The organism is Paenibacillus violae, assembly GCF_032461945.1.
Classification (GTDB): domain Bacteria; phylum Bacillota; class Bacilli; order Paenibacillales; family NBRC-103111; genus Paenibacillus_E; species Paenibacillus_E violae.
Genome location: NZ_JAWCUD010000015.1, coordinates 160,265 through 184,769 on the forward strand (window position 1 = coordinate 160,265; position 24,505 = coordinate 184,769).

The following is a 24,505-nucleotide window of genomic DNA, read 5'->3' on the forward strand; positions in this document are numbered from 1 at the left end:
ACATGCGCCTAATCACTTGCATCTAGTGTCCAATCAAGCTAACATAGAATTAAAATAGCAGGACGTGTGCCTTGCACCGAGTTATTAGAAGGAGGGTTTCACCATGTTATTCGCGGAAGCAGCAGCAGCAACAACAAGTACGTATACAAGCTTTGATATTTACGTTTTGATTTTCACAGTGATTATTGCCATTGCGTTCATCAGACAATTGATCTCCCCTAAGAAAAATTTCTTTGCCCTAGGATTCGCGGCAGTTGCCTTGCTCGTATTCGGCCTCATGGATTATGTCATGATTACAGGCTGGTAATTCAGAGCTAACCTATGCTTTACAAGATAAAAGCCCACAGGACCAAGATCGTAAGATCATCGGTGCCTGCGGGCTTTTTTGATGGTCAGGAAGAGAGTAAGCGGTTAGCCGCTTATACCCACCACATTTCTCCAAGCGGTTCTTTGATCAGAACTTGCTGAAGGTTTTGAACAGCTTTGGAGAAGCCTTCTTCAACGGACATCAATCCGTCTTCGTGCTCAATGCTCACGACGTAGTCGTAACCGACAAGACGCAATGCGCTGATGATGTCAGCCCATACTTTCATGTCATGACCGTAGCCAACGGAGCGGAACTGCCATGCACGATCAAGCATGTTTGCATAAGACTGCATGTCCGTAACGCCGTAACGGTTGACATTGTTAACATCCATGGATGTGTCTTTCGCGTGGAAATGGTGAATCGCTCCTGCGCGGCCAAGAATTTGTACGGCTTGTACAGGGTCAATTCCTTGCCACCACATGTGACTCGGGTCTAGGTTGGCACCAATCACGTCACCTGCTGCTTCACGCAGACGTAGAAGGGTAGCCGGTGTATGTACGGAGAAGCCGCCGTGCAGTTCCAAACCGATTTTGATATTGCGGTCAGAAGCATATTTCCCTGTTTCCGTCCAGTAAGGAATGACTTTATTTCCCCACTGCCAGTCAAGAATTTCTTGGAAATCGTTCGGCCATGGAGCTACCGGCCAGTTCGGATATTTGGCATCCTCGTGGTCACCAGGGCAGCCTGAGAACGTGTTAACCACAGGGACTTCAAGGCGCTCAGCAAGATCAATCGTTTGTATAATAGCATCATGGAATTCTTTTGCAATTTGTTTTTGCGGGTGAAGCGGGTTTCCGTGAACGCTCAAAGCACTAATCGTCAAACCGCGGGATTCTACCGCATGTTTAAAAGCTTTTAACTTCCCAGCATCAGCAAGCAGCTCAATTGGGTTGCAGTGCGCATTACCAGGGTAGCCCCCAGTTCCAATTTCGACAGCTTCTAAGCCCTTAGAAGCAACATAATCAAGAGCTTCCTCTAAAGGTTTTCCACCAAACAGAACCATAAAAACGCCTAACTTCATTAGGTACACCTCCATAAATGGTAAACAACCACACAAATTATAACACTATCATCCCGTAAAATGAAGCAAGCCTTTATAGATCCGCAGAACCGTCTCATAATTCGAGCTATAAATAATAACGGAGAACGTCACTAAGACTTGTGTCACGAAACAGCGGAAATAAAAATAGGTTTTAGAAACTTTCTTTTTATTTACCGTTGTAATTTTGAAAATATTCTCGATCGCAAGAATGATCCCGTGATAGAGACCATAGAAGAAGTAAAGCCATGTAAAGCCATGCCATAGGCCCATTAAGACCATAATTAATATGGACAAGCTGGAGGCAACCCAGCGGGAAGGCACAGTACGCGAGAAGAACATGAAGATATGATCACGGAAAAAATCGCCCAGCGTCGCGTGCCAGTTGCGCCAGAATTGGGTCATGGAAGGCGAGAGCAGCGGCCGTTTGAAGTTTTCAGGCATCGTATAGCCCATCAATCGCCCAAATCCGATGGCCATATCCGAATAGCCGGAGAAATCAAAGTAAATGAGTGCATAGAACCATACGAGCAGAAATAATGACTGATGCGTGTGCAAGTCCTGCTTCAGCACTTGATCGAAGACGCTGGTCATCCAAGTGACGATCACGATCTTTTTGAACAAACCCAGAATAATGCGTTTAACACTGTCTTCAAAGAGGGCGGCGTCTACCGTGTACGGCTTTTTGCTATCGGCCATAAAATCTCTGAATTTCAAAATCGGCCCTGAAGTAAAAGTTGGGACAAACAGCAGATAATTCGCATAATCAATGGCAGGCACTTGGCCGTCTTTTCTAAAGAAATAAGCAAAATAATAAGCATCTATCACTTTCAAGACATTATAAATGAGTCCCAGGTAGATGACGGCGTCGAACAGCGGGTTGTGAAAAATGCCCATGATGAAAAGCCGGACACCTAGAAAAACGCCGATAATATTAGCGGCAAGCGCAAAGATAAAAGTTGCTTTACGCCAAACGGTCGTGCGGCATAAATACACAAATCCAGCGTAGTTGATCACAGTAAAAGCAGCATAGAAAATAAGCAGCTTTTGACTGTACAGCAGTAAAAAGCAGAGACTGAAAATGATCATCAGAATACGTTTGTTGTCGGCCCACTTGCGGGTGAGCATCAGAACGGCAACCATGCCTATCATAGCGATAATTGCGTTCATTTGCATATAAAACATAGCTTTAGAACTCCTCGCTTGGAAAGGCTGATTAGAATTTCTCGTAGATAAATAGGCCCTTACCGGTAAAATAAATGAAAACCAGATACAGCATCACGAGATAGATGAGGACTTCGGCTATTTTCCTAAGGACTTTAACCATGTGTCCACCTCCTTCGTAAATATCGGAGCGCCTTCTTCGCGGTTTAAGTGTACGAGATCATGAAAATACTTGGGATCGTACGTATGCATCAAATCCAACACAGGTACACCGGCGTTTTTCAATTGGCCGTTTACCGCTTCTTTCAAGGAAGCCACGTAAGGCGGATCGGCATATCCTTTGTTCCAAGGCATCCAAATCACTCGCAAAGGAAGCTGCTGTTCCTTAGCATAGCGTATGACCCACTGCAGGGCGTCTAGATTGTCTTGGAAGTCTTTCAAGGTCATAGCGCCAAAACGTTTGTCATACTCGGTCCACTTCGACTGAAGGAAGGCATCGTCCTTACGGCCAGGATACAGCTCTTTATCTATCCAACGCGGCTCGTAGGCTAAGCTTCCTTTTCTTAAATTACGGACGAATTCTTCGCCGGAATCACGGAAATAGTCACGGTATGTGTATACATAGGGCTGATACCATGGTTTGAACCATTGGTAGGTCGGATCGGTTTCGAGGGGATCTAGCATCGTATGAACATCAATGCCGATCACCAGTTCATCACGAACCTGGTACAAATGATTCTCGAGGATCCCTTTAAGATCGGTGATCTTCCCATAGGAGAGCCCCATCTCTACCAAATGGGCATCGGATTTCTCTTCGATGTAAGCCCCTGTCACAGCTGAATTACCGAAGAAAACCGGACCCGATTGGGACCAGCTGTGGTGGTAGAGTGTTTTGGTAAAGTCGTTTTTGTAGAAACGGCGCGAGCTAACCATCGGGTTCCACCAGGAGATGAGAAGGTCCGAAACGACGATCGCTAGCAGCAGGCCGAGTATGAAACTATTCTTTTTAAGAAATGTGGCTGCTTTCAACGGAATCACTCATTATCTTGGATTAGGATGGGGCCCACAGCTGACTTCAAATAATCAAAGGTCGGCGTGTGGGCCCAAGTAAGAATTTGAATAGAAGAATAGGACGATTAAGTGATAAAAAGGGACTAACGGTTCCTTACAGAGCCTTTTCCTGCCAAGCGTGGTACTGCTCGCGGAAAGCGGTCGGCCATTGCTGCTCATCTAATCCGTATTGCGCCAAGAATGCGAAAGCCCAGCGCTCAATACCGAAGCCTACACAGCCTGTAACCGCGTTGCGTTTGCCCATTTTAATATTAAATGCATTGCCGAAGGTATTGCTGTGGAAATTGACAGAAGAGCAGGCAATCGACTTCTTCACATGCGGAATCGTCAGACGCAGCTCGTATTTCATTTCTTGATTGCGTTGGAAGGAAGCCTTCACTTGGAAATCATTCGTGAAGAAAGGGTCATTGGCAATTTCCAACATGGAATCTACATGCCATTCCACGGCTAATTCTTTAAGATATTCAATCGATTTCAAGCGATTTTCTTTGACGAAGTCCGGTTTGCCGACGAAAATGATTTCGCGCATGGAGAAGTCGAGCAAACGTCCGAAATCGCTGTGGTTTTTGGACTCGAAGCGGTGGCACTTGGCAATTGCCGTTACCACGATGCCTTCACCCTCAAGCGTCTCATTCTCTAACCCCTCATAGCAATGGTAGCAAGTGGATGGATTCATCATGAAGTTAGGCTTCACCATGTTAGGATCAAGCTCTAACGGCTCATCTTGCTTCCAACCGCCAGCATCACGAATGGATTGGGAGAACGATTCAATCACATCCAAATCTTCGCGTAAATGCGTAACGAAGTGAATATGCTCCGGGAATGACGTGAAATGGTTTGTTTTGTTCAAAGTGTGACTATGAATAACCGCAGGGTATTGCTCCTCCTGCATGCCTTCAAATCTTTTAGCAATTTTCGTCACGAACGAGTAATCCAGGAAGCGCATCAAGCTGGAGAAAGGCTCACGGAAAATGAACAGACCTGGCTCTAGAATCTTAATAGCTTTGCGCTCGACTAATTCAGCGATAATATCGCCTTCATAAGGAGTGTCTACTTTATTTTCGAATAAAATATTTTCTTTGAATCCGAAATCGCCATGGGAGAAACGTTCGATCAAACGTCCGACTCTCTCTGTAATTCCCTCATTGCCATTCGGTGAGTTGTGCGTGATGATGATGTGGCCGTCAACAAGCGCGATATCCTGAATATGCTCATCGGCAAAGGCGGAAGCATACTTGACTTGTCCGTGCTGGCTTTCGGCTAAGCCTTCTAGAGAAATTTTACATGTCAACATGAGTGGGTTACCTCGCAGTCTTCTTGGAAATAAAATCGGCAATTTCGCTTACCGTGTTCATGGAGTACAGCATGAGATCTTGATTCGTTACTTGGATGTTATAAGTCTTCTCAATGTGGGCGATCAGTGCCGTAGCCCCGATGGAATCGATAAACCCATAATCGAACAAATGAACATCAACGCCAAAATCGTCATCGTCCTCGGCAATTTCATAACGCTCGCGAATATGCTGCTCAAGCTGCGTTAGTAAGTCTTCATTAGACATGATGGAAAGCCTCCTGGTTTAATTGAAATTTAAGGTTGTTTTTAAAAGTAGATTGTAGTGCAATGCATTGTCACTTTGTTTTGCTTGTGAACGAAAGGGTCGTTACATCCCCATATCGGGTAATGGTGTAGAGATAGTTTGCTGCGTCATACTCGATTTTGGCATCGCCAGTGAATTCAAGCTCTGTAGGACTGAATAATTTCACCTGCTGCAATCCCGCAGCCTTGAGTTCTAAATTGCGGGTATTTCCTTGCTCTGTCAGGGAAAAAGGTACGTTAGCACGCACAATATGCAGCCGTTCTTTGGTCGGCGCAATGCCGATGACGGATGGCCCAGCCAATCCTACATAGAAACGGTTGTCAATCGTCGTATAGGTATCTGAATCACTTTGCAGGGAATACAAGGCTAGTTTCTCGCCTTTTTCTATGACTACTCCAAGCGTTCCCGCGTACTCTTCAGCCAAGCTAGGCACTGCCTTCGCATTCGGTGTCAGAGTCGCATGGAAGTGCGGGCTGCCACCCGCTAAACGATCTTTGAGCCTGTCCCATAAATAGAAGGCCCATGATTGGCTAATCCGAACTTCGCTTTTCATAGCGGTTAAGAAGGATTTGGCCATTTGTTTCTCGGTCATGAAGTTATAATCATGCTTCGTGCGAAGCTTGTCAAAATAGTCAGCGAACTGCGTCAAATCGGCGATTTTGGCTGGTTCGGGAAAATGGTACTCGATGTGCTCGAAATAATCAATCGGCATGTCCAGCTTGACCATTGATTCGAACACATCGGTTGTTGCATAGTCGCCTGTTCGCAGTACCGGCGTCGGTGTATGTATCAGCATGGTACGGTCCGTGCTGCCTTGTTTGTCTTGCAGCAGGAACGGCAGCGACCATATCGACTCAGGACGGGAAATAACGGGCGATTCGGAAGGCAGGAAGCCGAAATTATACCACATTCCGTCCTGTTCTTCGCTACGCAGTGTTTGCTGATGATCTTCGTTATTAATACGCCATGTGTGCTGATTCGTGCCGGGATGCAGCCAAGGAATGCCTAGCTTGGCGAAGGCTTGCTTATGAAGGGCAAGCTCCGCTTGCTCCTGTTCGGCGCTTTTGAAATTGTGCACAAAGATGTGCGGATCTAAGTCTAGATGGTTATCACGAGCATATTGGATGAATTCCTTCAGTTCGGCTTGATACGGGAACTGTGGATCATCAATCGCCACAGGGGATCCGAATTCGATGCCTCCGACGATGAGATCGTCTTTGCCGTCGTGATTGAGATCCAGCCATAGCGGAACCGAGTTATGTCCGGCAACCAATGCGCGATTGCCGACCTGGTTTAAGGTTGTGCCTTCCAGGGGACCCGTATTCGTCCAAGCGCCAGCGGCGCTTTGCAGAAATAGTTGCAGGTCCCCGTCGCTGCTGCCGACCACGAGATCGAGTCGGCCATCGCCGTTCATGTCGCGTGCGGCAGGCGCAGCGTACGCGGCGTTGTTAGGCAGCGTGAGAATCTCGCTGCCGGCCGCTAGATCAAGGGCCGCTGCGCTGCGGCCCTTGTAGAGCCATACTCGTCCATCGGCTCCGCCTAGGACGAGGTCGAGCTTGCCGTCGCCGTCGATATCGGCGACGTACGGCGCTGCAGCCCCTCCGGGCAGCTGCAGCGCTTTCCCGCCCGCGCGCACGGCCGCGGGCTTCGCGAACCTGCCGCTAGCGAGCTGCGGCAGCACATACACGGCCCCGGACTCGTCAGAGACGACGAGGTCCGGGCGGCCGTCCCCGTTCACGTCTGCGGCGTGAACGGCACTGTAAGGGCTGAGCTGGAGCGGCACGCCGGACTCCAGCATCAGCTTCGACGGCGCGCCGAACGTGTCCGGCAGCGCCAGGCCATCCGGCGGCGGCTCACTCGCGTACGCCGCCGGATCGGCTCCTTGATTCGTGTAGACGTACACGAATCCATCCGAGCTGCCGGCTAGCACGTCGGTGCGGCCGTCGCCGTTCAGATCCGCGGCGGCTGGGTACGCGCGGTAGGGAAGTTCAATCGCGCTCGACAGATCGCGATATTGCGGGAACAGCGCCTGCCGCAGCGGCTTGCCGGCTGACATCACGTGCAGGCCGCTTGCGTAGCCCGAGCCGGGCAGCTCCCCGATGAACTTCGGCTGCGCATTCGTTCCGGTATTGAGCTGCACCGTCACGCTCTCGCGCCACTGCCCCCAATAGAAGGCATTGCGCACGAGGGTGAACGAGGGAATCTCGTTATACTTTTTGAGCTCCTCGGACCAAGCGATGCCGTCTTTGTGCTGGATGGCCGGCATCGCCTCAAAGTGATTCTGAAAGGCCATGGCGGGTCTGCCATAAGGGCCGAGCACTTTGCGAACACTGTAACCTAACGTCTCTTTGGCTACATACGACAGCAGCTCACTGCGATACTGCATGTTGGCCGCTGCGAAATCAAAGTTGAAATATGGATCAATCGGTAAAGCTCTTTTATTGAAGTAAGTCGTCCCCGGCGTTGATTTGCCAGTGGCTTGATATTTGGCTGCCAGTTGAGCGAAGCCCAGGTTCAGGTCAGCACCGCTTTGCATGTCGTAACCGGTTGGAAAGTAGCGGTTAGGCAAGAAGTTGCTAGAGATCAGCACAGTGCCTTTTCCTACACGATTCTCCATAGCCAGTGAAACAGCTTTGCCGGACACATTCATCGCGACAAGGGTCTGTCCTGAAGACGGAATGAACCCATACCCCATATGAAAACCCGGAAGATCCTCTATCGTATGATGTTTGAGGTAGCTTTCGGTAAACAATTGAAAGGTTGTCTGCACGCCTTGTAGATTCATAGAAACCTTAGGATAGCTAAGGCTTGGCGTATTTGCAGCCAATTGCGGCGTTCCTAAACCTGTAAGCGAAACTTTCTGCAAATTAACAAGCTCTGAAGCTCCAATGAAATCAAGTGGCAAGCGGGGGGCAAATCCATTTTCGACTAGCAAATGTCCGCCTTGCTTTACATAACTTACGAGCTTTGCTGTCTGCTCCGTCCATGCGGGATCTTCGGCTAGCGCCGGGTCGAGATAGATAGCATCGTATGTTTTCAGCTTTCTAACGGATAGGGCTGCCAGCTTCTGCTTATTTACGGAAATGCCAGCCTGCAAGCTCTGCGAAAAATTGCCATAAGCCGCCGTATCATACGAATCTCCACTAGTTGCGTAGAGAAGCTTGGTTTCCTCTATTTTTGGCAAAAATAGAAGTAGGCCCACTACCAATAGGAAACCGAGGGCTAGTCCGATAACAATTTTTAAAATGCGTATTTTCGACAAAACCAAAAGGATCCCTCAATTACTAAAAAGGTCACTATCCTTGACATTATAGCATTCATGGGTAAGTTTGTTAACTTTTAAAGGGTTACCCGGCATGCAGGTAAGGTTTGGGAATTTGCGGAGGCTGTCGGATATTGACCGGGTTTGGAAATGGTTGTGCCCTAGATTCCTACCTATCGTTTCTGTTACACTAAAGAGAAGACTTTGAGGGTCGCTTGAGGATCTATTATTGAAAGGATTTGCTGCCATGCGTACGATACGCAGAGAAGATATAGAATTATTGGCCCCTGCGGGGGATTGGGATTGTTTGAGAGCGGCTGTTGCCAATGGGGCGGATGCCGTGTTTTTTGGTGTGGAGAAATTTAATGCTAGAGCGCGCGCGCACAATTTCACGATGGCCGAGCTGCCGGATATTATGTCGTTCCTTCATCTATACGGCGTTAAGGGCTTTCTGACTTTTAACATTCTAGTATTTGAGGAAGAGCTGAGCGAGGCAAAGCAGTTGATTGAAGCTTGTGTCGATGCTGGCGTGGACGCGGTTATTGTGCAAGATCTTGGTCTTGTGAAAATGATTCGTGAAATCTCCCCGGATTTCCCGATTCACGGTTCCACGCAGATGACGATTACATCGCCTGAAGCTGTTGAATTTACGAAGCCTTTTGATATTGAACGGGTCGTTCTGGGACGCGAAAATAATTTGAAACAAATTAAACAAATCGGAGACCAAGCGAAACTTCCGATGGAAGTGTTCGTGCATGGCGCGCTTTGCGTGTCCTACTCAGGCCAGTGTCTGACCTCTGAAATGTGGGGCGGCCGTTCGGCTAACCGCGGAGAGTGCGCACAAGCATGCCGCTTGCCTTATGATTTGATGATTGATGGTGTGCAAAAGCCAATGGGCGACGTGGCGTATTTGCTGTCGCCAAAAGATTTGGCGGCCATTGAAATTGTGCCTGAGTTGATCGAAGCGGGCGTGTGCTCCTTCAAAATTGAAGGGCGTTTGAAAACCCCTGAATACGTGGCTAACGTCGTGAGCAAGTATCGCAGCGCGATTGACCGTTACTTCGAAGGCAAGGATGCCCGACCTTCGAAAGAGGAAGTTCGCGAGCTGCAGCAAAGCTTTTCGCGTGGTTTTACCGTTGGTTTCTTGAACGGAACCAACAATAAACAGCTCGTCGACGGTACGTTTCCGAAGAGCCGCGGGGTGTTCGTTGGTCGCGTGAAGCAGATTTTGCGAGACGGTGTGGTTTGTGAGCTTGAAGCGCCGATTAAGCGCGGAGACGGGATTGTATTCGACGCCGGAGATCCGACGAAGAAGGAAGAAGGCGGCCGCATCTACGATTTGCGCCGTAAAGGCGAGAAAATCGAAGGCGAAGCCGAAGGCGGCATAATTGAAATCATTGCGGGACGCAATGATGTGGATCTGAGCCGCTTGCATGTGGGGGATCGGATCTGGAAGACGAACGATCCGCATTTGGACAAACGTCTGCGTCAGACGTTTGAGACTGATAAGCCTTACCGGACATTCCCGGTTAGCATCAAAATTACCGGCGCTGTAGGCGAGCCACTGAAGAGCTGGTGGACCGATGTGCAAGGCGGCCATACCGTCTTCGTACAATCCGAACTTCCGCTTGTTCGTGCAGAGAAAAGACCGATGGATGAGCAGCTGTTCGCTGATCAGTTTGGCCGTCTTGGCGGTACGATCTATGCGCTTAGCGATCTGGATGTTCAGTTGAACGGCGAGCTCATCGTGCCGATGCGCGAGCTTAATGCTATGCGCCGCAGCGCGGTAGAGCTCATGGAAGACGAGCGTCAGAAGCCGCGTGCGTACATGAAGCGTGAGATCGGCGTTTATGACGACGTGCCTCAGCCGGCTGCAGAGCGTCAAGCTGCTGGGCAAGTGCCTGCGTTGTCGTTGGCGGATCGCAGCGGGGTGCACCTTACAGCACTTTGCCGTAACCTGGATCAAGTGAAGGCCGTGCTTGAAAAAGACGACGTTCAAATGATTTACGCTGATTTTGAATTTATTAAGCAGTTCCCTGCGGCTGTTGAAGCTGTGCATGCGGCCGGGCGCAAGATTGCCTTGGCAACGCCGAGAATTCATATGCCTGGGGAAACGGGCTATTTTAACAATATCTTGAAGTTGAACCCGGATGCCGTGCTAATTCGGAATACAGGTGCCGCTTATTTCTTCTTGAAGCATCAGCTGGAGCATCCGAATGGGCCTAAGCCGCAGCTTATCGGCGATTTCTCCTTGAATGTAGCGAACCACAAAACAGCATCCCTGTTCTTGGAAGCCGGTTTGTCGAAGGTTACGCCTTCTTACGATTTGAACATTCAACAAATGGTCGATCTGCTTCGCCGGGCTGAAACTTCCAAGCTGGAAGTTGTCATCCATCAGCATATGCCGATGTTCCATACGGAGCACTGCGTATACTGTACGTTCTTGAGCGAAGGCACAGACTTCACGAACTGTGGTCGTCCATGTGAGGATCATCATGTCTCCTTGCAGGACCGGGTCGGGATGTCGCATCCCGTTCGTGTGGATGAAGGCTGCCGCAACACGGTTTACAATGCGGTGGATCAATCTGGTGCTGAATATCTGAACCATTTCATGGATTTGGGCATTCGCTCTTTCCGTGTGGAGTTCCTTGAAGAGACGCCGGACAAGGTGCATGAGATTCTGAGCTTGTACCGCCGCGCGATTAACGGTGAAATCAGCGGGACGCAAGTGTGGCGTTCACTGAAAGCTACCAACCAGTTGGGTGTAACCCGCGGTCAATTGGTGAAATAAATTGTGAATAATAGATCATAGACGCTTGCCGTTTATGGTCTATTTTTTATTTGATACGCCTGTTTTGTGTTGAGGGAACTACAGGGCGATATTTCTGTGAAATCGCCCCCTATATGCGCCGAAGGGGAACTGGTGTCCCTTATTTCTAAGATTTTGGCTGATTTTCCGCCAAATCCATAGAAATAAGGCCCTGTAGTTCCCGAAAAGCTCTGGATTAACCCTGAGGACACAAATAGTGCCCTCAGGTTCCGCTATTTCGACATCACTAGTAACTTGTCTCATCTTGCAAAAATAGCAGACTGTAGTTCCGCCCTTAATGCACTTACCCCGACGCAGAAGTATTTCATTCTCCGTGTTTAACTTAACTTTTGCTGGTTTAGACTGAAATTAAGGTCTAATTAACACATTTCGTTCACAATTCAGACACAACTTTTTAATGTATTTTTCAGATTTGCTTAAGGTTGGTTTATTGTTCCACGGGTATAGTGATGATGGTTACTATGAACGAAAGAATGAATGGGGGATCTTGGATGCTTGAGGTCAAACAAGTCAGCAAGCTGTACGAAAATGATCGCGGCGTACATAACATCGACTTCTCGATGCAGCGCGGCGAAATCGTCGGCTTTTTAGGGCCTAATGGTGCTGGCAAAACAACGACAATGCGCATGATCACGGGTTACTTGAATCCGACGCACGGCCAAATCCTGGTGGACGGCCACTCTATGGCGGACAATCCGAAAAAAGCGCGCCGTAAAATCGGTTATTTGCCCGAGACACCGCCGCTTTATCCGGAAATGACGGTACAATCGTATCTGCGCTTTATCGCGAATCTTCGCGATGTGCCGGCACGGGAGCAGAAGCTGCGCGTCGGCGAAGCGATCGACAAGCTCGGCCTGCAAGGTCGCGAGAAACAGATTATTCGCTCACTGTCCAAAGGTTACAAACAGCGTTTGGGCCTTGCACAAGCGATTCTGCACCAACCGGATCTGCTTATTCTGGACGAGCCTACGTCAGGTCTCGATCCGAAGCAGATCATCGAAATCCGCCAGCTGATTCATGAGCTGGGCGAGAACCACACGGTGCTGCTGAGCACGCACATTTTGCCGGAAATCAACGCGATTTGTAACCGCGTTCTCATTATTAACCAAGGCCGCGTCGTACTCGACGAGCGTCCTGAACATCTCGGTCGCACGATGGGCGAGACGTTTGAAGTATCGCTCGAGGTCAAGGGACCTCGCGAGCGGATTTTGACCGAGCTGCGCAGCCTGAATACAGTCGCTGACGTCAAGGAGCTTGATGCTCCAGCTCCGGTAGAGGAAGCATCCGCAGAGCCTGCGGCTGAAGAAACTCCTGCCGCCAAGGAGTCTGTGAAGCTGCTCGTCACTTCGGCGGATCGCTCCGATATCCGTGAGGATCTGTTCTTCCGCCTGGCTGGCGCAGGATACCCGATTCTCGAGATGAAGCGCGAAAGCCTCAGCCTGGAGGATATCTTCCTCAAGCTGACGACGGACGAGCCTGCCGAAGCGGACAGCAAATCGGAAGAGGAGGAAGACAACGATGCGTAAAATCTGGGCGATCTGCTCGAAAGAGCTGCAAATGTATTTCTTTTCGCCAGTTGCTTATGTAGCCTTCGCTTTCTATGTGCTGCTGTCCAGTTTCTTTTTCTATATCAATTTTGTAAGCGGTCAGCCGCCGATTGTTGATGCGCGCTCCGTGGTAGGCAATACCTCGTTTATCTATCTGTTTATCATCCCCTTATTGACGATGCGTCTTATCGCGGATGAATTCCGTCAAGGCACGGATGAGCTGCTGCTTACATCGCCTGCAGGCATCGGTGAAATTGTGATGGGCAAATATTTATCCGCTTTTATCGTGCAGGTGGGACTGGTAGCGATTTCCTTGATTTATCCGCTCATCATGTCGGCTTTCGGCCAGATGGATAAGCCGGTACTATGGCTGTCCTATCTAAGTATGTTCCTGATAGGATGCGCGATGATGGCTATCGGTTTGTTCGCGTCGAGCCTGTCTAACAACCAGATGGTTGCGGGTATTACCGGTTTTGTGATTTTGCTGCTGCTGTGGCTGCTTGATTGGGTGAGCTCCAGCATGACAGGCAAAATGAAAGATTATGTCGGTCAATTCTCATTGACGAGCCATTTGACGAACCTGCAAAAAGGCGTTCTGCATGGCGGAGACATCCTCTTTTACGTCACATTAACAGCGGTATTTCTCGTTCTTAGCATACAAGTCCTTGAAAGAAAGCGTTGGAGGTGAGCGGGATGAACAAGTGGATACGGGGAACGAATGCGACAGTTTTATCCATCGCGGTGATCGGTATTTTCATCATTCTGACCATTTTCCTTCACTCGCTGAAAGGCTTTCAGGTCGATTTGACGAAAAACAAAAATTTCACGATTTCGGAGCAAACAGTCAACACGCTTAAAAATCTAAATCAAGATGTTCATGTCATTGCTTTTACAAATAGCGGCGACAACAATGAATTCGTAACGCGTCAGGTTACGGATATGATCCAGGAGTACAAGAAGCAAAGCAGCAAAATCACGTATGACGAATACGATATGCTGAAACAGCCGTCTATGGCTAAGCAATATGGCGTCGATCAAGGCGGCACGCTCGTTTTTGAAATGGGTACCAAGAAACAGAACGTGAATTTCTACGAGTTGTTCGTGGGTCAGCAGGACGGATCGTACACGTTTTCCGGGGAAGAGAAGTTCACGCAAGCCATTACAAGCTTAACATCTACGGAGAAACACACGGTGTACATGCTTTCCGGCCATCAAGAGTATCCGCTGACAGCGATGACGATTTTGAGAAACAGTCTGGAAGCTGCCAATTACACGGTGAAGGATCTCAATCTGTACGTTGAGGGTAAAATACCTGACGACGCGCAGATGCTTATGCTGCTAGGTCCGCAAAACGATTTGAACGACAAAGAAGCTGACCTGATTAAGGCTTATTTGAAGGATAAAGGTAAAATCTACATGGCGCTGGGCTTTGATAAAGATATGGCGACCAAGTGGAAAAATATCGATGCCATCATGAAAACGTATGGTATCCAGGATCAACACGCAATTGCGATTGAACCAAAACAAACGTCGCTGTACGATCCGTTGACGATCATTCCGGACTACGGTTCTCACGACATTACCAACAAGCTTTCCAGCAATAATCTTGTTACGATGCTGTCGCTGGCAGTGAGCTTGAATGCAGATGAAAGTGCGCCGGATTACACGCAATCACTGCTTCTGAAGACGACTGACAAAGCTTACGGTGAAACCGATATTAACCTGCTGGCACAATCCAAAACCAAACAGGATGCGACGGATGTCAAAGGCCCGCTGAATTTGGGTTATGCGATTTCGAACAAAGATAATAAGCCTAAAGCAGTTATTCTTGGTGGTTCAACGTTCGTATTGGATCAAGATATTCAGAACCAAGGAAATAAAGATTTTGCAATGAACAGCATCGGTTGGCTGCAGGAACAAAAGGATCAAATTACGATTCGTCCGCGTCAAGGAGATGCCTTCCAGCAAGCGATGATTACGCCTAGCCAGGCAAATACGATTTTCTTAGTCACGATCGTGTTCTTACCGCTCTTGTTCTTAGTCATTGGCGGCTTGATCTGGTGGAGGAGGAGAAGAGGATGAAACGGTTTATTCCTACGATTCTGTTAGTGGTTATTTGTATCGGCGGTTTCTGGTACGCATCGAGCAAAGACTTCTTTCAAGAGAAAAAAGAAGAACCGAAAACCCTTCTCACGCTAAAGCAAGAAGACGTGCAGTCCCTTGCGGTGAAAACCGAAGAGCAGCAGATTGATCTGAACCGTACGGACAGCGGCTGGGAGATGAAAACACCGGCTGCGGCGCCAATGAATACGAATCAGGTCGATTCGTGGCTGGATGCCATCGGTTTAGTGACTTCTACCAAAGTTGTGGAAGAGCAAGCGAGCAATTTAGCCAATTATGGCTTAGATAAGCCTGTTGGCACTTACGAAGTCACGATGAAAGATGGCTCTAAAAAGGGGCTTCTGGTCGGAACCGCTCTTCCAATCGAAGGTTTCTCCTACGTTCAGGTGGAAGGTTCCCCGGTTGTTTACCAAGTCAGTGATCAATCGTTGTCATCGCTGAACAAGGCTCCGGTTGATTTTGCCGAAACAAGCCCGTTCAAGATCGAGAATGACAAGGTTCAGTCGGTGAAGGTCACATGGAAGGGTCAGACTTGGACACTTGCCAAAACCGACAAGGACAAAGTGGCTGCTGAGGCGAACTGGAAGCTTGGCGATAAGGAGCTGAAAGGCGCGGATGCGAGTCCTTTGCTGGATGAGCTGGTCTTTCTGCATAGCGCGGAGCTGCCACAGCCGCTCGCTCAGAAGCCAACAGCAGGCGGCGAGCTCAAAATCGAGCTCGGTTTGTCTGTAGACGGCAAAGACGTTACCGAAGTTTATGAAGGTAAAATAAGCCAAGACCAAGTCTGGCTGGCTAAGCAGGGCGGGACATGGTCCTTCCAGATTGCGGCTGCAGACATACAGAAATTAGCGGATGCTTATGCCGGTAAGCCGGCACAGCCTGCTTCATAGAAAGAAAGCCCCTGACAGCTGCGTGCTGTGCGGGGGCTTTTTTTCATTGGACGAAATCCAGCGAAAAGGCTGTTTTGGCCGTTAAAAGTTTGCCTTCATTGGATGAATTCCAACGCGATAGATGGATCTAGGTATTAAAGCATTAAGCTTACTCTGGTTCATTGGAATTCATCCAACGAAAAGTAGAATTATTGCCTTTTTAGGGTGCTTTCATTGGAATTCATGCAATGCCGTATCCATTTTAGGAGTGAATGATCTCTGCCCATTGGTTTTCATCAGTAAATGCTATGAGAGAGGATTTTTTTACCAAATGACATAAAACGGAAGATTTTGGGAAACCTACAAAGAAGGAATGGAAAGGAGGGTAACAGTCACATGTACAACAATCAAGGGAACCAAACCATTACCGGCAAAGAGCTCTCGTACCTATCGGATACGTTGAAGAATGAAGATTTGTTAGCAAAGCTTTGCGTTCACGCTTCTGTTGGCAGCCAAAGTCCATCATTGAAGCAAACCATGTCCCAGCTTTCCCAGGAACGGCTCCAAAGCGTCAGCATCCTCATCAACACGCTGCAGCAGCAATCAGGCTTGACCCACTAACACGTATACAGAGGAGGTGCAAGAAGCATGTATCAACAAAATCCCTACCAACAACAGCAGCAACACCAGGTGCTTTTGCAAGAGCAGGACCTTGCTAACTTAGTTCTATCCGAGTTAAAACGCAGTGCTGGGGAGTACACAACAGCGGTAACAGAGGCCGTTAATCCCCAAATTAAACAGACCTTTCAAACTTTATTGTCCAAGACACTTCAATGTCATGCGACTTTATTTCAAGAAATTCAAAAACTCGGTTACTACGAGGCTCAACCGGCTGAACAGCAGGAAATACAACAGGAGTTGCAGAAACAAAGCCAGACAGCAGCCCAGCTGCAGTCTTTCGTGCATCAGAACTTGAGCCAAGCACCGACGATGAGCTATCAACAGCAGGAGTCGATGGGGACATCGCAGCAGCTGCAACAACAGCAGCAGTACTCCCAAAATCAGCACCAGCAGGCGCAAAGCCAACAGCACAATCCAATCACGAGCCTGCATCAACATCAAGCGCCAATCCAACCAATCATAAATACGTCCCAGTATCCGAACGCCGTGCATAATAATCAAGGGCAAGGCTACGGTCAAAATAGCTATGGCTACTCCCAAAGCTACGGGGCCTCATCCGCTTATGGAGCCTCAGAGAATGCTGGCATGACGGGCAAATCAGCGAATTCAAGCATCGCTTCCCGCCAAACTTCCAATGTAACTGGCGAGAACTCCTACATGAACAAACAGCATGAGGGCAGCAAATACAGCTTTTAAACAATTAGACGTCCGCAGCGATAAGCTTAGGGCGTCTTTGTTTTTTCTGTGTCACAACTATTTTTTTGATTTTGTCCCACTTTTCTCAATATCAAGGTATGGAAGCGGCTTGTCACACATATATAAGGAACAAGGATGTCCAAACTTATGGGAAAAGGGAGTAGAGCTGATGAAAAAAACGTGGATTTACGGCGCAGCGACTTTAATGTTACTTGGAGCAGTGACAACTGCATGCGGTTCTAAAGAGGAAGTCATTAGTTCAACCGGAGCAGGCCCCAAGGTAGCGACAACGGTGGCAGGCAGCCAAGCAGGAAGTAGTGCGAAAACGGTGGCTTCAGGCGCCAAACCAGCCATTGATGCGCAAGTTTCCAAAGTGGATGGCAGAAATGTAACGATTACGTACCAAACAACGAATTTCCAACTATCAGCCGATAGTATGGATAAAGCGAATGTACAGGGACAAGGACATCTGCATCTGTACGTGGATGGCAAGCAGAAGGCGATGATCGGCAAAACAGGTCCGTTAACGCTGAACAATTTGGCTGCTGGTAAACACGAGATTCGCCTTGAACTTCAGCAAAATGACCACAAAGACCTGAATGTCGAGAAAATTCTTAATATTGAAGTGAAATAAGTGGGAACATTTGTGCGTATTCGGGCGGAAAACAAGCTCGGGTGAAGATCGGAACACGCTGCAAGCATATTCTTTGAAAAGACGGGCAAATAGCCCGTCTTTTGTCATTTGACACACCCGAATGGGTAGCATAGACTGTTGATAGTATGGCAGGATTGCCGCCTAATCGGAGGGAAACAATTGATTGTCGATATACGGAAGTGGAATCATGTTTTTAAGCTGGACCCTGATCGTGATATATCCGATGAGGCACTTGACCGCATTTGTCAGTCGGGAACGGATGCGATAATGGTTGGAGGTTCAACGGGCGTTACGTTTGATAATACCGTAGACCTCATGGCCCGGATTCGCCAGTACGAATTGCCGTGTGTACTTGAAATTTCTAGCCAAGAGGCTATTGTCCCCGGATTCGATCTCTATTTTATTCCTGTGGTGCTCAATGCGGAAGATCCGAACTGGATCGTCGGGCAGCATCATGAGGCGTTGAAGGAGTATGGTTCCCTGCTCAATTGGGACGAGATTGTAACGGAAGGTTATGTGATTCTCAATAGCGAGGCTGCGGCGGCGAAGCTGACGAAAGCTCGTGCGAACTTGGATGCCAAAGATGTTGCGGCGTACGCGCGAATGGCGGACAAGTTATTTAACATGCCAATTGTATATTTGGAATACAGTGGTGTCTTCGGCGATATGGAGCTGGTGCGTAGGACGCGGCAGGTTCTGGAGAATGCCCGTTTGTTTTATGGGGGCGGCATCGACAGCTTGGCCAAAGCGCAGCAAGCGGCGGAAGTGGCAGATACCATTGTCGTAGGCAACATCATCTATAGTGATTTGGAGCAGGCGCTTCAGACAGTGAACGTGAATTTTGATAGAACAGGAAGGTAACTTAATGAACGAGACAGTCAATATCTTAGATGCGATTAAAAGGTTGAATCCCCAGCAGCGCAAAGCGGTTGAAGCGGTTGACGGTCCACTTTTGATTATGGCTGGCGCAGGAAGCGGGAAGACGCGGGTGCTCACGCATCGGATCGCTTATCTGATCGGCACACGCAAAGCGGCGCCATGGAGCATTCTAGCGTTAACCTTTACGAATAAAGCAGCACGTGAGATGCAGGACCGTGTAGGCAAACTGGTTGGCGGGAGCGGGAACGATATCTGGGTTTCCACGTTTCACTCCATGTGTGTGCGTATGCTGCGCAGAGATATTTCGCGAATCGGTTTCACTTCGAATTTTACGATTCTGGATTCAGGCGACCAGCTCTCCGTGATCAAAACCTGCTGCAAGGAACTCAACATCGATACGAAGAAGTACGAACCCAAGACGTTTCAAGCGGCGATCTCTACAGCCAAAAACGAACTTATTTCTCCTAAACAATTTGAAGATAAAATCGGTGACTACTTCGACGGACTGACCTCGAAAATTTATACGCTTTACCAAAAAAAGCTGAGAAGCAACAACTCCCTGGATTTCGATGACCTGATCATGGCTACCATTCATTTGTTTAAAGAAGTACCAGAAGTTCTGGATTACTACCAAAACAAATTTCAATATATTCATGTCGATGAGTATCAAGATACGAATAGGGCGCAGTATATGCTGTGTCAAATGATTGCTGCCAAACATAAGCGCATTTGCGTTGTAGGGGACAGCGACCAGTCCATTTACCGTTGGCGCGGAGCCGACATTACGAATATCCTTAATTTTGAAAATGATTACCCGGATGCCACGTCCATTCTATTAGAGCAAAATTATCGCTCAACCTCGAATATTTTGAGCGCGGCCAATAAAGTCATCGCCAACAATACGGGCCGTAAGCCCAAAAACTTGTGGACCGACAAAGAAGGCGGCGCAGGCATTAAGCTATATCAAGCCGACACGGAGCATGAAGAAGGCTATTTCATAACAAGTGAAATTAACAAAAACAAATCCAAAGGTAAAAAGTTCGCCGATCATGCCATTCTCTACCGGACGAACGCGCAATCACGGGTAATAGAGGAGATTCTCATTAAATCCGACATTCCGTATACGATTGTTGGCGGCGTGAAGTTCTATGATCGTAAAGAGATCAAGGATATTTTGGCTTACTTGCGACTCATTTCCAATCCCAACGATGATATTAGCTTGAATCGGATCGTCAACGTTCCGAAGCGGGGAATCGGCGGCACCACGATGGATAAAGTCGCAGAGATGGCGGGACGCCGCGGGATTTCGTTATTTGCCATGCTGGAGGAAATCGATGTTCTGGAGATTAATGCCAAAGCAAAGCATGCGTTGGCTGATTTCCGTGAAATGATCGATAATCTGAACCGAATGGTTGAATACTTATCCGTGACGGAACTTACCGAGAAAGTGCTGGAGTTATCCCAGTACCGCGTGGAGATGCAGCGAGAGAATACGATTGAATCCAAAGCTCGTCTAGAAAATATTGAAGAGTTCTTGTCCGTGACGATGGACTTTGAGAAACGCAACGAGGACAAGTCCCTCATTTCGTTCTTGACCGATTTGGCGCTTATCGCCGATATCGATACCTTAGATAAGGACCAACCTGAGGAAGAACAAGACGCTGTCGTATTAATGACGATGCACAGCGCCAAAGGTCTGGAGTTCCCGGTTGTTTTCATCATCGGGATGGAAGAAGGCGTCTTCCCACACAGCCGGGCTTTTGCGGATAACGAAGAGCTCGAAGAGGAGCGCCGCTTGGCCTATGTCGGCATCACGCGCGCCGAGGAAGAGTTGTTCCTCACGTGCGCGCGCATGCGCACGCTCTTTGGCCGCACCGCCGCTAACGCGCCATCGCGATTCCTGCAGGAGATTCCGCCGGAACTCCTGGAGAAAGTCTCGATGGGAGGTTCCATCGGCGGAGGCTTCTCACGAGGTGGCCGCACCAGCTCGTGGGGAAGCAGCGGAGGCGGCAGCGCCGCCGCCGCCTCTACGAGCCGCGGTTCCGGCAGCTCGTCTGCCTGGGGCACGCCGTCCTCCTTCGGACGGCCAAGTGCGGGCGCGGCTGCGCCAAGCCCTGCGGCGGCTGTGAGGCCGCCTGCGTTCCGGGCTCCGCAGCCTGCCGCGGGCGGTGCGGTGTCGGACTACAAAGCCGGCGACAAGGTGTCGCATGGCAAGTGGGGCGTCGGCACCGTTGTGTCCGTAAAAGGCTCGGGTGACGACACCGAGCTGCAAATTGCTTTTCCCGCGCCTAACGGCCTTAAGCGCCTGCTGGCGAAATTCGCCCCGATTACCAAAGTGTAGGGCGGTACATTTCAACCTTGGATTACCCATTTCCCATTAGAGAGGAAGAGCCCGTAATGACAGATGCCATCGCGGCAATGAAAACCCTCATCCAAGAAATTAACAAGCACAATCATAATTATTACACGCTCGATCAACCGACGATTTCGGATGCCGAGTGGGACGCTTTATATGATAGATTAACAGCGCTGGAGAAGGAGACAGGAACCATCCTGCCTTCTTCCCCAACCCAGCGTGTGGGTGCCGATATCCTGAAGGGTTTCGAACCACATCGCCATCTAGCCCGTCTTTGGAGCTTGGACAAAGCGCAAAATGCGGAGGATCTGCAAACCTGGCATACACGTGTGCTTAAACTGATCGCTGACTATAACAGCAAGAACCCGGAAACCCCTCTGCCAGACCCTACCTATGTTGTGGAATTAAAGTTTGATGGGCTTACACTCAATCTTACCTATGAAGCGGGTCAGCTTAAACAGGCCTCCACGCGTGGGAATGGTACCGTAGGCGAAGGGATTTTAGCACAGATCAAGACGATTAAATCTATCCCGCTCGAGATTCCTTATGATCAAGGGACGATTGAGGTGCAGGGTGAAGGCATGATGTTCCTGTCTGTCCTTGAAGCATACAATCAGACGGCCGCAGAGCCGCTCAAAAACGCTCGAAATGCAGCCGCAGGAGCACTGCGTAACCTGAATCCCAAAGTAACCGCAGAGCGTAAACTGAACGCTTTCTTCTATAACGTAGGTTATTCGGACAATATTCAATTTGCTAACCATGCGGATATGGTTCAGTTCCTACGGGACAACCATTTCAAAATCAGCAATCGTACACGGTATTTCAATACGATCGAAGAAGTAAGCGCAGAGCTGGAGCGGATCGCCGAAGAACGTTTAGGTTTTGACTTCCTCATCGATGGTAGCGTCGTTAAGCTTACGGACATGCGCACGCGGGAAGTGCTTGGATATACGGAAAAGTTCCCTCGTTGGGCTATCGCGTACAAGTTTGAAGCCGAAGAAGCAACAACGATCCTGCAAAGCGTATCTTGGGAAGTAGGCCGCACCGGCAAAATTACGCCGTTAGCTCGCGTAGAAGCTGTAGATCTCGCTGGCGTTACCGTACAGAACTGTACGTTGAATAACGTCGGCGACATCGAGCGCAAGAACCTCAAGCACGCCTTAGGCAGCCTGGTCTACATTCGTCGCTCCAATGACGTCATTCCCGAAATTCTCGGTAAGGTGACCGAGGAGAATGATGGTGAGGAAATTGTCGCTCCGACGCATTGTCCTTCTTGCGGCAGCGAGCTGGAGATGCGTGGTGCGCATCTATTCTGCTTGAATCGGCTTGGCTGCAGCCCGCAGCTCGTTGGACGTATGTCGCATTTTGCTTCGCGCGATGCGATGGACATAGAGTTCTTCAGCGAGATGACGGCTTCGCAGTTGCACCAAGAGCTTGGCGTCAACGATCCTGCCGATCTCTATACGCTGAAGTTCGACGATCTGGTGAAGCTTGACCGGTTCGGGGAGAAGAAGGTCAACAATTTACTGGGCGCTTTGGAGAAAAGTAAATCCCGCGACCTCGCGTCGTTCCTGTATGCATTAGGCATTCCCAACTCCGGCAAAACGACAACAAAAGTGCTGGCCGATCATTACCGCAGCCTGTCCAAAATCATGGCGGCAACGCCGGAGGAGCTCATCACGCTCCCAGACGTGGGTGGTATTGTTGCCGAGAGTATTTACTCATTTTTCCGTGACCCTGTCATGGTCTCCAGTATTGAGCGCATGTTGGCCGCCGGCGTCAATCCGATTGCCGAGGAGCCTGCCGTCGTGCTGGCTAGCCCGGACAATCCGTTTTTTGGCAAAACGGTTGTGCTTACGGGTACGCTTTCCACCATGGGGCGGGATGAATGTGCCAAGAAGCTGGAAGCGCTTGGGGCCAAAATTACCGGCAGCGTTTCTAAAAAAACGGACATCGTTATTGCAGGAGAGAGCGCCGGCAGCAAGTTGACCAAAGCACAGGAGCTTGGCATTCGGATTATTGATGATGAGCAGGAGCTTCTGCAGCTGCTGGGTGAAGGTTAATTTAAATTTATGAAAAGAGGGTTGCGCCATGCCAGGAAAGCTGCATATTGTGAACGGAGACGCTTTTGGAGATAAACTGCGTAAGTCGAGCATAGATGGTGAAATTCTGGTGTGGCGCGAATCCCTATATGAAGGACCTATCGGCATGCGAATGTCGGATAGCCTCCTTTTACCCATTAGGGCCTCCTATATGTATCGTAAGCATGGGATCCCGGAAGATTTGTTTACATCCACCACGCTTCATCAAGAAAAGCAATTGGATATGCTCTCCGGAGAGGCGAGCGAAATTGTCCTATGGTTTGATCAGGATCTTTTTGACCAATTAATGCTCTGTTATTTATTAACTCGACTATCTAATCTACAGAGTAGCCAAACTCGATTATCGCTTATTCAATATGATCAAAGGATCGAACATCAAATTCCACAACTCTTCAGCGAGGTGTCGACAGTAACAGAGGGGCAGCTTAATATTGCTGCTAAGGTATGGAGTGCCTATTCGGCCTCTGAACCGCTTTCTCTGGCAATTTTGATGGAGGAGGACTTGTCGGAGCTGCCTTTTCTTAAAAGGGCTCTAGAGGCTAATTTAGGGCGCTATCCCTCTATGCAAAATGGTTTGAGTAGCCTGGAGCAGCTCATTCTAGAGGAGATTGACCGAAGAGAGGTTTCTCTTTATTCGTTATTTCAACATGTAAGCGAGAAAGCCAGTGACTTTGGCTTAGGCGATTTGCAATTCTGGGGTATGTTAGAGCAGCTCCGGTTATGTGATCATCCGTTAATCTCTCTTACCGGGGGCGACAGGCTTCCCCAATATGGTGAGCCCTTACCCGTTCAGTTCGAGAATTGGCGAGTAAGATTAACAGATGCGGGTAAACTAGTTCTCACGGGCAAAGAAGACCACATCGCTATGAATGGTATTGGGGATTGGATTGGTGGTGTTCATTTGCAAGGGAAAAAGCTGATTTGGCGCCGAGATCGTGCAAACTCAAGGTTTTCGAAGCTGTAAGATATTGTATATAAAAAGACGCTTGCAATTCGTTTTGAAACCTGATAGTATATGTTCTTGTCACCGCAAGAGCGACACATTAACGCTTTAAACGGTAACGCAATAAAGCTCTTTGAAAACTGAACAAATAGATGAAGTAAATCAGCAAATTAGTCGAGTAATCGACAAAATGAGATTGTAAAATCTCGCTAGCAAGTCAATGAGCTATTCAGCTTTTCTATTATGGAGAGTTTGATCCTGGCTCAGGACGAACGCTGGCGGCGTGCCTAATACATGCAAGTCGAGCGGAGCACTTCGGTGCTTA

Annotated in this window: 19 protein-coding genes and 1 rRNA gene; 14 read left to right on the forward strand and 6 right to left on the reverse strand. The window is 48.8% G+C overall.

Annotated elements, in window-relative coordinates:
- The first annotated feature begins 103 nt into the window (after window positions 1–103).
- Window positions 104–307 (forward strand): DUF2759 family protein, encoded by a 204-nt coding sequence (locus RQP52_RS32145; protein ID WP_315955611.1) that lies wholly within the window; start codon window positions 104–106, stop codon window positions 305–307.
- Between the two features lie 112 nt (window positions 308–419).
- Here the strand turns inward: RQP52_RS32145 and RQP52_RS32150 are convergent, their stop codons facing one another.
- The 6 genes from RQP52_RS32150 to RQP52_RS32175 all read right to left on the reverse strand — a co-directional run bounded on the left by RQP52_RS32150 (window position 420) and on the right by RQP52_RS32175 (window position 8,501).
- Window positions 420–1,388 (reverse strand): sugar phosphate isomerase/epimerase family protein, encoded by a 969-nt coding sequence (locus tag RQP52_RS32150; protein ID WP_315955612.1) that lies wholly within the window; start codon window positions 1,386–1,388, stop codon window positions 420–422.
- Window positions 1,389–1,436: 48 nt separating this feature from the next.
- Complete coding sequence (locus RQP52_RS32155) at window positions 1,437–2,591, reverse strand: MBOAT family O-acyltransferase (protein ID WP_315955613.1); 1,155 nt, start codon at window positions 2,589–2,591, stop codon at window positions 1,437–1,439.
- A 117-nt stretch (window positions 2,592–2,708) separates the two neighbouring features.
- Window positions 2,709–3,599 carry a hypothetical protein gene (locus RQP52_RS32160; protein WP_326063049.1) on the reverse strand — a complete coding sequence of 297 codons (891 nt, stop codon included), beginning with the start codon at window positions 3,597–3,599 and terminating at the stop codon, window positions 2,709–2,711.
- A gap of 136 nt (window positions 3,600–3,735) precedes the next feature.
- Window positions 3,736–4,935, reverse strand: coding sequence for a class-II aminoacyl-tRNA synthetase family protein (locus RQP52_RS32165; protein WP_315955615.1), 1,200 nt, complete (start codon window positions 4,933–4,935; stop codon window positions 3,736–3,738).
- Between the two features lie 7 nt (window positions 4,936–4,942).
- Window positions 4,943–5,200, reverse strand: coding sequence for an acyl carrier protein (locus RQP52_RS32170; RefSeq protein WP_315955616.1), 258 nt, complete (start codon window positions 5,198–5,200; stop codon window positions 4,943–4,945).
- Window positions 5,201–5,270: 70 nt separating this feature from the next.
- A complete protein-coding gene (locus RQP52_RS32175; RefSeq protein WP_315955617.1) occupies window positions 5,271–8,501 on the reverse strand; it encodes an FG-GAP repeat domain-containing protein in 3,231 nt (1,076 codons plus the stop codon).
- Window positions 8,502–8,748: 247 nt separating this feature from the next.
- Here RQP52_RS32175 and RQP52_RS32180 point away from each other — a divergent pair, with 247 nt between their 5' ends.
- From RQP52_RS32180 to RQP52_RS32240, 13 genes are all read left to right on the forward strand, one after another.
- Window positions 8,749–11,292: a DUF3656 domain-containing U32 family peptidase gene (locus RQP52_RS32180; RefSeq protein WP_315955618.1), complete on the forward strand. Its 2,544-nt coding sequence runs from the start codon at window positions 8,749–8,751 to the stop codon at window positions 11,290–11,292.
- A gap of 530 nt (window positions 11,293–11,822) precedes the next feature.
- Complete coding sequence (locus RQP52_RS32185; protein ID WP_315955633.1) at window positions 11,823–12,857, forward strand: ABC transporter ATP-binding protein; 1,035 nt, start codon at window positions 11,823–11,825, stop codon at window positions 12,855–12,857.
- The gene (locus RQP52_RS32190; RefSeq protein ID WP_315955619.1) at window positions 12,850–13,566 is read left to right on the forward strand and encodes an ABC transporter permease subunit; all 717 of its coding nucleotides are present in this window, start codon (window positions 12,850–12,852) and stop codon (window positions 13,564–13,566) included. The genes RQP52_RS32185 and RQP52_RS32190 overlap by 8 nt, the downstream gene beginning before the upstream one ends.
- 5 nt (window positions 13,567–13,571) lie before the next feature.
- Window positions 13,572–14,960: a GldG family protein gene (locus RQP52_RS32195; protein WP_315955620.1), complete on the forward strand. Its 1,389-nt coding sequence runs from the start codon at window positions 13,572–13,574 to the stop codon at window positions 14,958–14,960.
- The gene (locus RQP52_RS32200; RefSeq protein WP_315955621.1) at window positions 14,957–15,889 is read left to right on the forward strand and encodes a DUF4340 domain-containing protein; all 933 of its coding nucleotides are present in this window, start codon (window positions 14,957–14,959) and stop codon (window positions 15,887–15,889) included. The genes RQP52_RS32195 and RQP52_RS32200 overlap by 4 nt, the downstream gene beginning before the upstream one ends.
- 375 nt (window positions 15,890–16,264) lie before the next feature.
- Entirely contained in the window at window positions 16,265–16,489 is a 225-nt protein-coding gene (locus tag RQP52_RS32205) for a hypothetical protein (RefSeq protein ID WP_127453252.1), read from the forward strand.
- A 27-nt stretch (window positions 16,490–16,516) separates the two neighbouring features.
- On the forward strand, window positions 16,517–17,245 hold the full coding sequence (locus tag RQP52_RS32210) for a spore coat protein (RefSeq protein ID WP_315955622.1): 729 nt from the start codon (window positions 16,517–16,519) through the stop codon (window positions 17,243–17,245).
- Between the two features lie 169 nt (window positions 17,246–17,414).
- A complete protein-coding gene (locus RQP52_RS32215) occupies window positions 17,415–17,879 on the forward strand; it encodes a DUF6130 family protein (RefSeq protein ID WP_315955623.1) in 465 nt (154 codons plus the stop codon).
- Between the two features lie 180 nt (window positions 17,880–18,059).
- The gene (locus tag RQP52_RS32220; protein ID WP_315955624.1) at window positions 18,060–18,761 is read left to right on the forward strand and encodes a heptaprenylglyceryl phosphate synthase; all 702 of its coding nucleotides are present in this window, start codon (window positions 18,060–18,062) and stop codon (window positions 18,759–18,761) included.
- A 4-nt stretch (window positions 18,762–18,765) separates the two neighbouring features.
- The gene (gene pcrA, locus RQP52_RS32225; RefSeq protein WP_315955625.1) at window positions 18,766–21,120 is read left to right on the forward strand and encodes a DNA helicase PcrA; all 2,355 of its coding nucleotides are present in this window, start codon (window positions 18,766–18,768) and stop codon (window positions 21,118–21,120) included.
- 56 nt (window positions 21,121–21,176) lie between these two features.
- On the forward strand, window positions 21,177–23,198 hold the full coding sequence (ligA, locus tag RQP52_RS32230) for an NAD-dependent DNA ligase LigA (protein ID WP_315955626.1): 2,022 nt from the start codon (window positions 21,177–21,179) through the stop codon (window positions 23,196–23,198).
- Between the two features lie 28 nt (window positions 23,199–23,226).
- Window positions 23,227–24,201 carry a DUF1835 domain-containing protein gene (locus tag RQP52_RS32235; protein ID WP_315955627.1) on the forward strand — a complete coding sequence of 325 codons (975 nt, stop codon included), beginning with the start codon at window positions 23,227–23,229 and terminating at the stop codon, window positions 24,199–24,201.
- 219 nt (window positions 24,202–24,420) lie between these two features.
- Window positions 24,421–24,505, forward strand: a 16S ribosomal RNA gene (locus RQP52_RS32240); the annotation flags it as partial.